At 68.3% G+C, this 13,993-nt stretch carries 12 protein-coding genes; 1 reads left to right on the top strand and 11 read right to left on the bottom strand.

Going from position 1 to position 13,993, the window contains the following annotated elements; translation table 11 throughout:
- Positions 1–103 precede the first annotated feature (103 nt).
- The 6 genes from NL1_RS08645 to glf all read right to left on the bottom strand — a co-directional run bounded on the left by NL1_RS08645 (position 104) and on the right by glf (position 8,107).
- Positions 104–1,099 carry an alpha/beta hydrolase gene (locus NL1_RS08645; protein WP_245673145.1) on the bottom strand — a complete coding sequence of 332 codons (996 nt, stop codon included), beginning with the start codon at positions 1,097–1,099 and terminating at the stop codon, positions 104–106.
- 337 nt (positions 1,100–1,436) lie between these two features.
- The gene (locus NL1_RS08650) at positions 1,437–3,365 is read right to left on the bottom strand and encodes an arabinofuranosyltransferase AftB family protein (RefSeq protein WP_373862537.1); all 1,929 of its coding nucleotides are present in this window, start codon (positions 3,363–3,365) and stop codon (positions 1,437–1,439) included.
- 4 nt (positions 3,366–3,369) lie between these two features.
- Complete coding sequence (locus tag NL1_RS08655) at positions 3,370–4,296, bottom strand: decaprenyl-phosphate phosphoribosyltransferase (RefSeq protein WP_067836182.1); 927 nt, start codon at positions 4,294–4,296, stop codon at positions 3,370–3,372.
- 74 nt (positions 4,297–4,370) lie between these two features.
- Positions 4,371–4,886: a phosphatase PAP2 family protein gene (locus NL1_RS08660; protein ID WP_373862538.1), complete on the bottom strand. Its 516-nt coding sequence runs from the start codon at positions 4,884–4,886 to the stop codon at positions 4,371–4,373.
- A 56-nt stretch (positions 4,887–4,942) separates the two neighbouring features.
- A complete protein-coding gene (locus NL1_RS08665) occupies positions 4,943–6,874 on the bottom strand; it encodes a glycosyltransferase (RefSeq protein WP_067836186.1) in 1,932 nt (643 codons plus the stop codon).
- Between the two features lie 6 nt (positions 6,875–6,880).
- Positions 6,881–8,107 (bottom strand): UDP-galactopyranose mutase, encoded by a 1,227-nt coding sequence (gene glf, locus NL1_RS08670; RefSeq protein WP_067836188.1) that lies wholly within the window; start codon positions 8,105–8,107, stop codon positions 6,881–6,883.
- A 211-nt stretch (positions 8,108–8,318) separates the two neighbouring features.
- On the opposite strand from glf, the gene NL1_RS08675 reads away from it, so the two are divergent.
- The gene (locus NL1_RS08675) at positions 8,319–9,536 is read left to right on the top strand and encodes a hypothetical protein (RefSeq protein ID WP_067836330.1); all 1,218 of its coding nucleotides are present in this window, start codon (positions 8,319–8,321) and stop codon (positions 9,534–9,536) included.
- Positions 9,537–9,672: 136 nt separating this feature from the next.
- Here the strand turns inward: NL1_RS08675 and NL1_RS08680 are convergent, their stop codons facing one another.
- The 5 genes from NL1_RS08680 to NL1_RS08700 all read right to left on the bottom strand — a co-directional run bounded on the left by NL1_RS08680 (position 9,673) and on the right by NL1_RS08700 (position 13,985).
- The gene (locus NL1_RS08680; RefSeq protein ID WP_067836190.1) at positions 9,673–10,158 is read right to left on the bottom strand and encodes a hypothetical protein; all 486 of its coding nucleotides are present in this window, start codon (positions 10,156–10,158) and stop codon (positions 9,673–9,675) included.
- 46 nt (positions 10,159–10,204) lie between these two features.
- A complete protein-coding gene (locus tag NL1_RS08685; protein WP_067836192.1) occupies positions 10,205–10,768 on the bottom strand; it encodes a hypothetical protein in 564 nt (187 codons plus the stop codon).
- Positions 10,769–10,835: 67 nt separating this feature from the next.
- Positions 10,836–11,801 carry a hypothetical protein gene (locus NL1_RS08690; protein ID WP_067836195.1) on the bottom strand — a complete coding sequence of 322 codons (966 nt, stop codon included), beginning with the start codon at positions 11,799–11,801 and terminating at the stop codon, positions 10,836–10,838.
- A gap of 307 nt (positions 11,802–12,108) precedes the next feature.
- Positions 12,109–12,882 (bottom strand): MerR family transcriptional regulator, encoded by a 774-nt coding sequence (locus tag NL1_RS08695; protein ID WP_067836333.1) that lies wholly within the window; start codon positions 12,880–12,882, stop codon positions 12,109–12,111.
- Between the two features lie 77 nt (positions 12,883–12,959).
- Positions 12,960–13,985, bottom strand: coding sequence for an EamA family transporter (locus NL1_RS08700; protein ID WP_156094756.1), 1,026 nt, complete (start codon positions 13,983–13,985; stop codon positions 12,960–12,962).
- Positions 13,986–13,993: the final 8 nt, after the last annotated feature.

Genomic DNA, 13,993 nt, shown 5'->3' on the forward strand with positions numbered 1-13,993 from the left:
CCACTGTCGATCCGTTGTCCACCCCGGTTGCGGACGACACGCTCAGCGCACGAAAAACCGCCCGGCGCGAGAGCGCCGGGCGGCTTCGGGTCGAACAGGCGAATCAGCCGATGTTGGCCGAAAGGTCCGGAATCATCCGGTAGACCTCGGACTCCCAGTTGCGCCAGTTGTGGATGCCGACGGACGGGAAGCTGTAGGTCACGTTGCCCGCGCCCAACGTCATCATCCGCACCTGGAAGGCCCTGGTGTTGACCAGCGCGAGTGTCTCCAGCGGCACGCCCTGGATGACGTCCATCGGCGAGTGCACGTCACCCGCGGCGGGCAGACCGCTGCCCGCGGCGATCCACAGGCGGGTGTTGTTGGCCTTGAGCTGTGGTGCGAACACGAACGGGTCCATGCGCAGCCACTGCGGGCCCCACGGCGGCGCCATCGCGTCGATGTTGTAGCCACCGGCGCTCAGCATCGCCACGCGCAACGCCTCTCGCATGCCGGGCGCGGAGATGTTCAGGTAGCCGGAGTAGGAACCGGCGAAGCTGAACTGGTCCGGGTGGTAGGCCGAGAGCGTCAGCGCGGCCGAGCCGCCCATCGACAGACCGAACACGCCGTTGCGGTTCGGGCTGAAACCGAGCCGGTCGCGCAGCGCCCAGCGCAGGTTCTCGGTCAGAAAGGTCTCCCACTTGTAGGTGCTGACCTTGCCCACGGTCTCGTTCCAGCCGGACGAACCGGTCATCGAGGAGCCCGAAGACGAGCCCGAGGGGCCCGAGCCGGTCGGAATGCCGAGGAAGGTGCTCGGCGCGTTCCAGTCCGCGTAGAAGCTCGACGGGCCGCCAACCGGCATGACCACGTTGATGTTCCACTTGCTGAGTTCGCGGGCGACCTCGGTGTCGATCTCCCAGCCGCTCAGGTCACCGCGGGCGCGCATACCGTCCAGCGCATACACCACGCGATGGGTGTTGCCGTCGGCCGCACGGAAGATTCGCGACTTGATGGGCCCCATGCTGGAGTCGACCCAGAAGTCGAATCCCTCCGGGTTGAACGCCGCTGAGGCAGTGGCGCCCCCACCTGCCACCGACGCCCCGAGCGGTAGCACGACTGCCATCGAAACCAACATCGACTTCTTGAGCCATCCACCGGCTCTACGAGCACGCAGGCGACCAGCCCATGTCCTGCGCGCGATCACGCCTCGCATCTGTGTTTTCGGCCTTTCCCTACATGCGACCGGAGAGGGCCGCGACTCGACGGAGACCGCCGGTCACCGCCCACGACGAGTGGACACCCCGGCGGGCGTACCGGATGAGCCTAACCCGCTATCGATGCCAGGGCGTTATCAAAAAGAGATAAAGCGGTGTACACCACGTTTATCAGAATGTCATGAGAAGCCACTGGACCCACGGTGATCCGTGGGCCCAGTGTGACTCAGGAGGTGGCTCGGGAGCTCAGTTCGGCGGCTGCGGGAAGGGGTCGACCAGCCCGCAGCGCTGGATCTCGTACTTCGGCACCCGCTCGATCCGGTACTTGGCGAACGACAGCGCGTTGCGCACGTTGTGCCGGAAGCGCTCGAAGGTCAGCGGATCGCGCGAGGAGAGCAGTAGCGCCTGGGTGTCCGGACAGGACATCGCCGTGCGGGCCTGGACGACCCACTTCTCGTCCAGATACCAGGGCATCCACGGCTTCCTGTCGACCATGCCCGCATCCACGAGGACCCAGTCCGGGTACAGGTTCTTGTCGTGGCCGATGCGGCCGTCGGCCAGGCGCTCGGTGTGCGCGGCGAGCGGATAGGCCAGGCCCATCTGATCGATGACGCGCACGTCGAGCGGGACGTTCATGCTGGTCATGCCCAGGTTCAGGAAGTACACCGTGTGGCCGGCGCCGCCGTCGGGGATGGGCTGCGGCGGCGGTGCGATGTACCAGAACATGAACGACGGCGAGTTCAGCAGCAAGCCACCGTCCGGCGTCTCCTGGATGTTGTTCACCATGGCCCGGATACGCGGGTAGTCGAGGTAGTCCTCGGCCAGGATCGGGTGGTCGTGGCCGGTGTTGAGCACGTAGTAGACGCGCTCGTCGACGATGCCGGACGAGCTGATCTTGGTGCCGGTCTTGATGGCCGTGGTGCCCGAGGCGAACAGCGCCCAGCCGAGCGTGCCGAGCCAGGCGATCAGGATCACCGCGAACGACCAGTTCGCCGCGCGCAGCCCGCCCTCGGGCAGCCGCAGCGGGATCACCGCGACCGGAAGCAGCAGCAGGAACAGCTGCGGAAGCAGCATGCGGCCGTGCATGAAGTCACCACCGACCCGCAGCGCGTAGACGGTCAGCAGGAACCCGCTGACCAGCACCATGGTGACCACCGCGGCGGGCGAACGCAGCCACGCGCTGAACCGGCCGAGCCGTCCCTGCGCAGCGGCGGTCCGGTCGCGCACCGCGGGCGCACCCGTCGCGCGGGCCGCGGCGACGCCGCCGATCAGCAGCACGAGCAGCGGAATCCACAGGAAGTACGGGCCGACCAGGTCCCACAGGTAGGTGAAGCCCTGGCTCCACTTCGCGCCGCCCGCGTCCTTCGCGACGGCGGTGTTCGGGTAGGGCAGGCCGTAATAACCCATCCGCCAGATCTGGTAGCCCAGCGGCACCAGGCCCGCGACGGCGACGAGGCCCGCGCGCAGCACGAGCGGGCGGAGTCGGGTCTCCGGCATCGGCGCGAAGAAGATCATCAGCAACGCCAGTCCGCCGACCAGCGTCATCTCCGGCCGGATCAGCGGGGCCAGTCCGGCGAAGAACACCAGACCGAAGAATCCGGCGAGGCGCACCCGCTCGGCCTGCGCCCAGCGCAGCATCAACCACCACAGCGCACCGAGCCAGCAGACGACCAGACCGCTCTCCAGGCCGGAGGTGGCGTAGTCGCGGGCGGGCGGCACCGCGATGTAGACCAGCGCGCCCGCGGGCAGCAGCAGCGCCGACTTCGTGCCGCCCCACAGCCGGGCCGTGCCGAGCATGGCGAACACCATCGCGGCCACCGAGAGCGTCAGCGCGATGCCGAGCACCACGTACTCGAGGCGCGCCTGGGTCAGCCAGCTGAAGAACCACACGATGTAGGTCCACGCCGTGCTGGTGTTGGTCTCGACCCGCTCGTCCATGTTGAACACCGGGCCGTGACCTGCCATCAGGTTGCGCACGGTGCGCAGCACGATCAGGCCGTCGTCGGCGATCCAGCGCCGCTGCCAGCCGCCGATCGCGAAAAGCGCCGCGGTGAGCGCGATCCCACCGACGAACGTGGCTCGGGATAGGCGTAGGAACGACGAGGCGGACCGCGCCTGCATGTGCGCAGGGCGTCCCGCCTCGTCTTCAGTTCGCTCCGCTCCCTCTACCAACATCTCGTCAGGTGAGATAGACAGCGACACCTACCGCTCCGATCCAGGCGATTGCGAGGAACTGGAGGACGCGATCCCCCAGCGCGATCTCTTCGGGTTCTCCGGCCTCTCCACCGTCGACGTCGACCGCGTACCGCAGGATTGCGATGGTAAACGGGATCATCGAGATGGCGAACCAGGTGGTGTCGTTGGCACGATCCTGCTCGAAGGCCCAGAGCCCGTAGAACACCACGACCGCGGTAGCCGCCAGCGTCCAGATGAAGCGCAGGTAGGTGGGTGTGTAGTACTCCAGCGACTTGCGGATCTTGGCGCCGGTGCCCAGCGCGATCTGCAATTCGGCGTAGCGCTTGCCCGCCGCCATGAACAGCGAGCCGAACGACATGACCAGCAGGAACCACTGCGAGAGCGGAATGCCCGCCGCCGCGCCGCCCGCGACGGCGCGCAACAGGAACCCACTCGAGACGATGCAGATGTCCAGCACCGCCTGGTGCTTGAGCCCGAAGCAGTAGGCCAGCTGGATGCCGATGTAGACCGCCATCACCACGGCCAGCTGCCAGGCCGCGAGGAACGAGCCGACGATCGAGCCGACCAGCAGCACCGCGGCGAGGCCGTAGGCCAGGTTCACCGGGACGATGCCCGCGGCGATGGGCCGGAACCGCTTGGTCGGGTGGGCCCGGTCGGCCTCCACGTCCAGCGCGTCGTTGACCAGGTAGATGCCCGAGGCCGCCATGCAGAACATCACGAAGGCGACCCCGACGTGGGCGAGCACGTCGATCTCGGTCGCCGAGCCCGCGGCGAGCGGGGCGGCGAGCACGAGGACGTTCTTGACCCACTGACGCGGCCGGACGGCCTTGATCAAACCACCCGCCAGCGTCTTGGGCGGCCCCTTGACAACGGCCTCTGCCAGATCGGCGCCGGTCGGCTCTTCACTCATGTCAACCAAGGCCTTTTCTTGTGCGAACGGTGTTTGATTTGCGGCGCTCCCGGTGCCCTGCATGGTTACGCAAGCTACCTCCTCCGGGCCCGTCGCTCGCGCCGCGGGTCGAGTCTCTTTTCGGCGGCGAGCAGGGCAGCGGCGGACGCGGCACCGAGCGCGGATCCGGCGAGCACGTCGGAGGGATAGTGCACCCCGAGTACGACTCGGGAGAGCAACATCGGTGGTACGAGCACCGCAGGCAAGGGTAGCCCGGTGAGTCTGCCGAGCAACACCGCAGCCGCCGTCGTGGAGGTGGCATGCGAGGACGGGAAACTCAGCTTGCTCGGCGTCCCCACGTTGACCTGCACCGACGGATCGTTCGGGCGCGGGCGCCTGACCACGCGCTTGATCACGATGGAGGCCGCGTGCGCGCCGACCGCGCCCACCGCGACCCCGGCCCACTGCCGCCGCCGCGGCTTGTCGAGCAACCAGCCGGCTGCCGCGATGCCGACCCAGCCGAGCGCGTGCTCGCCGAAGTGCGACATGCCGCGGGCGGCCGAGACGACCGTCGGGTTGGCGCCGATGCTCGCCTGCACGGCGTTGATGATCGTGACCTCCGGCGGCCGGGTGGCCGAATCCTGGAGGCTGGGGTTGACCGCACTCACTACTTGGTTCCGTTCTCGTCGATGCCGAAAGCCTTCTCCCAAGCCGCGGTGCTGGTGAGCCGCGGGTGCGCGGCGCGGTAGCGCTGCTGCATCTCGGGGAAGCGGGCCGCGAGTTCCTTGCGCAGCCGGATGGCCTCCTTGAACAGGGCCAAGGCCTGGCGCGGGTCGCGCTTGCGGTAGACGACGCCGCGTCCGTCGGCCGTGGTGACGGTGACGCCGTCGACCTGCGAGAGCAGGAACCAGCGCGCGTCCAGCGTCGGCACGTTCAGCTGCGGGGTCTGGTGGTGTTCGGTGTGCGCCGGGCGCAGGTTGTGCACCAGGCCCTTGGCCAGCCGGACGACCTTCGCGATCGGGTTCGACGGCTCGCCCACCGCACCGACGCCGATATGGCTGGCCAGCGGCAGCTCGGTGGAGGAGGGCAGGATCACCGCGTCCGGGTACTGCTTGCGCAGTTCGTGCACCGCGCCGAGCGCGCTGGGCAGCAACTGGAACAGCCGCTCCGGGCCCGCGAGGAAATCACGGATGGCGAGGTTCTGGATCGCCACCGTCGAGTACTCCAGGCAGAGCAGGTGCTTGAGCGTGGCCTTGACGGTGTTGACGACCATGCCGCGCCCGTCGCCCGGCATGTGCAGCGAGGCGACCACCAGGCGGTTGCGCAGGTGGAAGTACGCCTGCCAGTCGATGGCGTCGTCCTTGTCGCTCCAGGCCATGTGCCAGACCGCCGCGCCGGGCAGGGTGACGGTCGGGTAGCCGGCGTCGCGGGCGCGCAGGCCGTACTCGGCATCGTCCCACTTGAGGAACAGCGGCAGCGGCTGGCCGATCTCCTCGGCGACCTGGCGCGGGATCACGCAGGTCCACCAGCCGTTGAAGTCGACGTCGATGCGCCGGTGCAACAGCTTGGAGTTGTCGCGGTCGCGCAGCGGGTACTTGGAGAAATCGTGGTCGTATTCGACGTTCGGGGCCGCCGTCCACATGAAGATGCTCCGGTCGACCACCTCGCCCATGACGTGCAGGTGCGAGCGCTCCTGCAAGTTGAGCATCTGCCCGCCGACCAGCATCGGCGACTTGGTGAACCGGGAGAAGGCCAGCGCGCGCAGGATCGAGTCCGGCTCGATCTCGATGTCGTCGTCCATGTAGACGATGTACTGGGCGTCGGTGGTCTTCAACGCCTCGTACATGACCCGGCTGTAGCCGCCGGAACCACCGAGATTGGGCTGGTCATGGATGGCGAGCCGGTCACCGAGCACGGCGGCGGCCTCGGCGAAACCGGGCTCGTCGACGACCTTCTTGGTGCCCTGGTCGGGGATGATGACGGCCTTGATCTTCTCCAGCACCAGCGGGTCGGCGCCGAGGGCGCCGAGGGTCTTCACCGCGTCGGTGGGCCGGTTGAAGGTGGGCATGCCGACCGCGATGCTGCCATCGCCCGGCGCCTCGACCGGGGCGTACCAGCCGCCGGAGAGCAGCGTGACCGCCGTGTCGGTGGTGATGTCGAACCAGATCCAGCCGCCGTCCTCGAACGGGGCGAGCTCGGTCTCGAACTCCACCGTCGTCGAGTCGGCGCCCGACGCGACCGCGAACTCCTTGCCCTGCACGTGGATTCGCGAGCCGTCGGCCTTGGAGCGGTACATGTCCACCCGGCCGTGTCCGGCCAGCTCCAGCCGCAGCACCACCGAGGTCAGCACGCTCCAGCGACGCCAGTAGCTGGCGGGCAGCGCGTTGAAGTAGGTGCAGAACGAGACCTCGGACTCCGCGCCGATGGACAGCGAAGTGCGGGTGGTCGCGTGCGCGCGCTTGGCGTTGGTCGCTGATTCCTCCAGGTAGAGGGTGCGCACGTCGAGGGGCTCACCCGGCCGGGGCAGGATGATGCGCTGCAGCAGCGATTTCGCGCGGGTCTCGGTCGTCATGTCTTCCAACATCGGTGAAGAGGTCATTCTGCTCTACGCCTCCTGATCGACGAGAGGCGCGCCCGATTCCAGATGCGGACGCAGCACATTCTCGAACATGCTCAGCGCGGAGCCGATGGCCATGTGCATGTCCAGGTACTGGTAGGTGCCGAGGCGGCCGCCGAAAAGCACCTTCGCCGCGGCCGTCTCCTGCTTGGCGCGCTCGCGGTAGGCGAGCAGCTTGGCGCGGTCTTCCGGGGTGTTGATCGGGTAGTACGGCTCGTCGCCGGTCTGCGCGAAGCGGGAGTACTCGCGCATGACCACCGTCTTGTCGGTGGGGTACTCACGCTCGGGGTGGAAGTGGCGCGGCTCGATGATGCGGGTGTACGGCACGTCCGCGTCGTTGTAGTTCATCACCGAGGTGCCCTGGAAGTCACCGGTCTCGAGCACTTCGGTCTCGAAGTCGATGGTGCGCCAGCCGAGTTCACCCTCGCTGTAGTCGAAGTAACGGTCCAGCGGGCCGGTGTAGACCACGGGGGCGTCGGGGTTCTGGGCGCGCAGTTCGTCGCGGACCTCGAACCAGTCGGTGTCCAGCCGGACCTCGATGCGTTCGGAGGCGGCCATGTTCTCCAGCCACTTCGTGTACCCCTGGGTGGGCAGACCCTCGAAGGTGTCGTTGAAGTAGCGGTTGTCGAAGTTGTAGCGCACCGGGAGGCGGGTGATGTTGCCCGCGGGCAGTTCCTTGGGGTCGGTCTGCCACTGCTTGGCGGTGTAGTCGCGGACGAACGCCTCGTAGAGCGGGCGGCCGATCAGCGAGATGGCCTTCTCCTCGAGGTTCTGCGCGTCCTTGGTCTCGACCTCGGCGGCCTGCTCGGCGATCAGCGCGCGCGCCTCGTCGGGGGTGAAGTAGCGGCCGAAGAACTGCGAGATCAGGCCGAGGCCCATCGGGAACTGGTAGGCCTGCCCCTTGTGCATCGCGAATACGCGGTGCTGGTAGCCGGTGAACTCGGTGAACTGCGTGACGTAGTCCCAGACCTTCTTGTTCGAGGTGTGGAACAGGTGCGCACCGTACTTGTGGATCTCGATCCCGGTTTCCGGTTCCGGCTCCGAGTAGGCGTTGCCGCCGAGGTGGTAGCGGCGGTCTAGCACCAGCACGCGTTTGCCGAGGATATTGGCGGCGCGTTCGGCAATGGTCAGTCCGAAGAAGCCGGACCCGACGACGATCAGATCGAACTGTGCGGAGGGGTTGGCGGAGTTACCGGGGGACGATGCGACGGTCACGGGAGCCCAGAGTATCGGAAGTCCGCGCGCGGTCCCGGGGGAAGGCGGCCGGGGATGGTGGCAACCGGAATTTCCCGCGTTGTTCGCCGAAACGGCTACGTCGCGGCCATGAAGGCGCTATTACATAGGCACCCGAACTGAACATTCGTCCAGTTATGCCGCTGCGTTGGTCCATCGCAGCACCAACGATCGATCGACCGGATGGCTCGCCATGCGTATTCCACGCCTCCTCGCCCCGCTCACCGGTGCCCTCGCCCTGTGCGCGATCCTCGGCACCAGCGTCCTCGTCCCCGGGACCGCCCGGGCAGCCGACGATTCCCTGGCCGCGACGCCCGTCACCGACGGCGCCGCACTCTGCGTCACCGGCGCACCCACCTTCGACGACGTGGTCACCGCGGCCGCGACCGCCGTGCGCACGCTGGTCCCGCCGGAGCAAGTCGCGGGCTACGACCGCCAGGTCGCCGACTTCCGCGCCACCCTCGCCGCCGTGCGGGTGCACCGCGACGGCCTGCCCATGCATCCGGCCGCCGTCGGCGAACGACCGGACTTCCTAGACGACCCGATCGTCACCTATGTGGTCAACGGCCTGGACGCGGTGCGCACCGGCCGCATCCACGAGACCATGTCGGTCTCCCACCTCACCGTGAACGACGCCATCGAGGTGTTCGTGCTGGCGACCAGGATCGTGAAGATCCCGGCCCAGCTGGTCGCCAGCATGGTGCCCACCGTCGGCTTCTTCCTGAAGCCGATCGTCGGCGCGATGTTCAACGGCGTGAAAGCGGTGAGCCGCAAGGTGCAGGAGTTCATCGCGGCCAACTGCGCGGCGCCGAACGCCTACCCGCGGCTCGAGCTGGACGAATACCCGATCGAGCGTGTCGAACTGCCCGCGCCGCTGATCGACCTCGCCAACGCCCTGGTGCGCGCCGACGGCACCTGCACCCCGCTGGCCGAGCTCACCACCGCCGCTCTGGTCGAACGCACCAGGACCTACCTCGACACCGCGGGCCTGCCGCTGGACCGGCCCGCGATGCACGCCGCCGCCGACGCGATGCAAGCGTTCCTCAGCGAGAACCGGGTCGCCGAACTCGCTCTGCTGCGCCGCACCGAGGAACTCGGCCCGCTGGTGCACGCCCTCGACTACGGCCCGCTGACCTTCCTCACCAACCTCGGCTTCAGCCTCTACGAGGGCCGCGCGCTGAACACCGTGCCGCTCGCCGAGATACGCGTCGAACACGCGCTGGACCTGGCCACCCTCACCCTCGACATCACCGGCCTGCTCCTCACCGCAGGCAACATGGCCCTCGGCTTCACCGGCGTGGCCTCCAGCGTCACCACCCCCCTCTCGATCATCCAAACCCTCGCCTTCGCCCCCACCACCTACGGCACACCGATCCTCAAGGGAGTCATGCAATCCATGTGCGCCGCATAGGTCTTCGCAGACGGTGCGTACTCCTCGCAGAGGTTGCAGCCTCTGCGAGGAGTCCCGGCGATCTGCGAAGTCGGTTCGTCTGGTTCAGGATGGGAAGCCGATGTACGGCCGGCCTGTCGGTCCGCTTCGGTAGCGATCAGTAGTACGGGTACGGCGGGTGGCCGTAGGGCGGGGCGGGTGGATACGTGGGTGGGTAGGCCGGTTGACGGCGGGCGGCGATCCATCGGCCCGTCGGGCTCGCGACCGTGAGACCGAAGATGGTGCCGGACAGCAGAAGTGGCATTCCGCCCGCGACGCCGCCGATGGCGACCAGCACGAAGGCGCCGAGCAGGGCGATCGAGGACAACCCGATGATGATCACGCGACCCGCCGTCTGCCGCATGAAAAGCAGCAGCGCGCCGAGCAGCCAGAGCATCGCGACCAGCGCTCCGACGCCGATGCCGACGAACGCGACGGGCTCCACCTCGTTGTCCGGGTCGAGCGCCGCGACGAGGCCGACGACCACGCCCAGCGTGCCGAGCAGGCCGACGAGCGTCGACAGCACCCCTGCGGTGATCGCGGTGGCGCCGGTGGGCGCGGGCGGCGGATAGCCGTAACCCGGCGGGCTGTACGGGTAGTTCATTCGAGATCCCCCTCGCGGCTCGCGCGATCAGCGCGTGCCGATACGTTCAGTAGTGCGGATACTGCGGCGGGCCATACGCGTACGGCGGCGGGCCGTACATCGGCGGGGCGGCCGGGGTCCGGCCTGCGGCGACCCAGCGGGCGGTGGAGCCGACGGCGGCGAGGATGCCGGTGAGCAGGGGCAGGCTGACGCCGAGCGCCAAACCGACGGTGGCGGCGCTGGATTCGCTGAGCATGCCCGCGTCTTCGATGACGCCGAGGCTGACGAAGCCCTGAATCACAGCCAAGGTGCAGGCCACTACGATCAGGGTGCGTCCAGCGCCTTTGCGGGCCAGCAACAGGATTCCACCGAGCAACAGCATGGCCGCGATACCGCCCGAGGTCGCGACCACGGCGTAGAACTCGGTCTCGGTCGGGCCGGTCGCGGAGCTGCCGATCGACCGGCGCACGTCCTCGAGCCTTTGCAGCGCGAAGAAACCGCTGATCGCCGTGAAGCCTCCGTACGCACCGCCGAGCAGCGCGAGAACTCCCGCCATGATCGCGGTGCCCCCACTCGGCGGCGGCACGTATCCGTACGGCGGATACGCGGGATAACCCGGTGGTGGATACACGTCGAAACCCCCCTCGTTGCTGCGCGGTGAACTCTACAGCGCCAATGCTGGTGCGCTCGACCCCAATTCAGCTCGTCGGCGGCTGGCCGTAAGGCGCGGGTTGGCGCCGGGAGGCGATCCACCGGCCCGTCGGGCTCGTGACCGAGAGACAGAAGATGGCGCCGGACAGGACGAATGGGAGCCAGCCCATCACCCCGCCGAGGGCGGCGGCCAGAACGAATCCGCCGACCAAGCCGATCGAGGACAAGCCGATGAGGATGACGCGCCCCGCCTTCCGCCGCTTGAACAACAGCAGCGCACCGAGCAGCCAGAGCAGCGCGATCGCCGCACCGACGCCGAAGCCGATGAACGCGATGGGCCCGACTTCGCGAGCCGGGTCGCGCAGCGCCAGCACAAGGCCGAGGCCAACGCCGACCGCACTGAGCAAGCCGACGAGCGTCGACAGCATCGCCGCGGTGACCCCGGCCACCGCGGTGCTCGCGGTGATGCCGATCGGCGGTGCGCTCGACGAAGGGGCAGCCGACCGAATCGCCGCCGCGGCAAGGATCGCGATGACCGCGGGCAGCACCAATCCCGTGAGATTCACCAGCCATTCGCCGTGCACCATTGCGGTGACAGTGCCGGTCAGACCCGCGGTCGACGTGGCGATATCCACCGCGAGGCCGCCCTTCTCGGCCCAGTGGATGCCGTACTCGGATTCGTAGCCGCGGAGCGCGGCGAACACCCCGGCGATACCGACGACCGTCCAGACACCCGCGGCGACGAGCACCGTGAAGCGCCCGTCCTCGTCACCGCGCAGGGTCAGGACCGCGCCGTAGCCGAGCGCGAACACCAGCAGCAGGGTGCCGAGCGCCGTCGAGAACGCGAGCGAGTTGTCGTAGCGTTGCGGGTCGGAGAAGAAGCCGAAGGCGAGGACGAGCAGCCCGACCAGGTTCGCCGCCGCGCCGATGGCCGCGAACAGCGCCACCGCGGTCGCGAGCGCCCCTGCGGGCTCGGCCCGCTGAACGCCCGAACTCTCCTGGCTGTAGAGCATGCGTCTTGTCCCTCCGATTCGGTCGGTCGAACCCATAAAGTATGCGCACGAATTGCCCCGCGCGCGGCGTTCGGTCAGCGCGGCGATCACCCGCCACGCCGGGATCACCTCAGCGTGAACCCCGCCCGGCTTCTTGCCCGTGCACGTGTCTTCCCTCCGGCTTCGAGCGAACCCATGATCATGCACGCAAAAGCGCCCGCACGCGAATTCGCGTGCGGGCGCTTGATTCTCACTCCCGATCAACGGGGGACCACCGGGCGTGGCCGGTCGGTGCCCGCGCATGGCCGGAGCGAAGGCGGGGGTACGCCTACCGGAGGTTGGCCTCCGCGTAGACCTTCATCGCGTCGCGGACGAACGCCGCGGTGCCCTCGCCGTGCACGTCGTAGTTGACCGCGAATCGCGGGTCGGTGACGTACATTTCGCCGAGTCCGATGAAGGCTTCGGCCTTCACCGGACGGTCACCCCAGCCGTCGCCGACCCAGGCGCGGTGCCGGGCGGTGATGGCTTGGACCTCGTCGCTGTCCACCGGAAGCCCGGCGGCGTGTGCGCGACCGAAGTCGGCGGCGATGTCCAGCTGGGTCTGCTGGAAATCCTTCTTCTGCTGATCGCTGAGCGAACGCCACCAGCGGTCACCGCTTTCGTAGGCCTCCTTGCCCCAGCGTTCGATGACCTCGTCCTTGTACTGAGTGTGGTCGAACCCATCGAAAACTTCTGCTGCCACGAGTTTTTCACCTCTTTCCGTCTTCTGCAGCGTGTTGTGCACCGATTCGATCCGGCGTCGGATCCGATCCTGTTCCTGCCGAAGCAGTTCCAGGTGCGTACGCAGTGCGGCGGTGGCGTCCTGTTCGCCGGCGAGAACTTCGGCGATGACCGGGAGGCCGAGGCCGAGTTCCCGCAGCAGCAGGATGCGTTGCAACCGCACGAGGGAGTCCTGGTCGTAGTAGCGGTACCCGTTGGCGCCGGTCCGGCTGGGCGGCAACAGCCCGAGCTGGCCGTAGTGGCGCAGCGTGCGGCTGGTGGTACCGGCCGCCTTCGCCAGATCCTGGATGGACCATTCACCGGGCCGGGTGCCCGCGGTCATGACCAGGCCCTCCTTCCATTTCTCATCGGTGAAATCAGTCTGCAAGTTGACGCTACGTCAAGGTCAACCCGCTTTTCTCAGCTTTTCGTCCCCACCAGAATGCGCGCGGGGACGGCAGGCCGCTCGCCCTTTTCTGGTCCGTCGGCAGTGACGTCCTCGCCGACCTCGGCAGTCCCGCCGACCTTCGCTGCTTCGCTGACCACTGCGACGCCACCGTTGGAGGCCTTCGGCCGCGCGGTGGTCTGTCCGAGCAACGTGCCACCCAGCGCGATGACCATGCCGAGCACCTGCAGCGGAGTCAGCGCCTGTCCCAGCGCGACCCAGCCGATGGCCGCCGCCGACACCGGGCTGAGCAGTCCGAGGAACGCGACCGACGTGGCGGGCACCTTCCCGATGCCGCGGAACCACAACCAGTAGGCCAGCGCGGTGCCGATCACGCCGAGGTAGAGGTAGCCGCCCACGGCCCGGCCGTCCAGCGCGGGCGGGGCGCCCTCGATCAGCGCGGCGAGCGGAAGGATGAACAGGCCGCCCGCGGTGAGCTGCCAGCCCGTCATCGCCAGCGGACCGACGCCTTCCGGCCGTCCCCATTTCTTGGTCAGCACCGTGCCGAGCGCCATCGATCCCGCGCCGGCCAGTCCGGCGATCACGCCGACGGTGTCGAGCTGGGCGGTGGCGCGCAGCACCACGAGCGAGACGCCGAACACGCCGATCAGTCCGGCGAGAACCTTACGGCCGGTGGGCCTTTCGTTCAGCACCCCGACGGCGAAGAGCAGCGCGAACATGGGCGCGACCGCGCCGAGCACTCCGGCGACGCCGCCAGGCAGCCGGTAGGCGGCGAGGAACAACAGCGGGAAGAACGCGCCGATGTTGAGCACACCGAGCGCCGCGGCGCGACCGATCCACAACCCCTTCGGCAGCGTCCGCGTGAGTGCGAGCAGCACGAGCCCGGCGGGCAGCGCGCGCATCAGCGCGGTGAACAGCGGCCGGTCCGGTGGCAGGAATTCGGTGGTGACGGCGTAGGTGGAGCCCCAGACGATCGGCGTGAGGGCGGTGAGCGCGAGGGTGCCCACGTAGGGGTTCCGTGTCGCGGTGGTGATGGTCATGTCGGTCG

Source organism: Nocardia lijiangensis NBRC 108240 (genome assembly GCF_001613045.1).
Classification (GTDB): domain Bacteria; phylum Actinomycetota; class Actinomycetes; order Mycobacteriales; family Mycobacteriaceae; genus Nocardia; species Nocardia lijiangensis.

Bases quoted from the DNA above. Each gene is read 5' to 3' on its own strand.
- NL1_RS08675 (WP_067836330.1), top strand. From the start codon at position 8,319: ATGCGTATTCCACGCCTCCTCGCCCCGCTCACCGGTGCCCTCGCCCTG.
- NL1_RS08665 (WP_067836186.1), bottom strand. From the start codon at position 6,874: ATGACCTCTTCACCGATGTTGGAAGACATGACGACCGAGACCCGCGCG.
- NL1_RS08645 (WP_245673145.1), bottom strand. From the start codon at position 1,099: ATGGCAGTCGTGCTACCGCTCGGGGCGTCGGTGGCAGGTGGGGGCGCC.
- NL1_RS08680 (WP_067836190.1), bottom strand. From the start codon at position 10,158: ATGAACTACCCGTACAGCCCGCCGGGTTACGGCTATCCGCCGCCCGCG.
- NL1_RS08655 (WP_067836182.1), bottom strand. From the start codon at position 4,296: ATGAGTGAAGAGCCGACCGGCGCCGATCTGGCAGAGGCCGTTGTCAAG.
- NL1_RS08650 (WP_373862537.1), bottom strand. From the start codon at position 3,365: ATGTTGGTAGAGGGAGCGGAGCGAACTGAAGACGAGGCGGGACGCCCT.
- NL1_RS08695 (WP_067836333.1), bottom strand. From the start codon at position 12,882: ATGACCGCGGGCACCCGGCCCGGTGAATGGTCCATCCAGGATCTGGCG.
- NL1_RS08690 (WP_067836195.1), bottom strand. From the start codon at position 11,801: ATGCTCTACAGCCAGGAGAGTTCGGGCGTTCAGCGGGCCGAGCCCGCA.
- NL1_RS08700 (WP_156094756.1), bottom strand. From the start codon at position 13,985: ATGACCATCACCACCGCGACACGGAACCCCTACGTGGGCACCCTCGCG.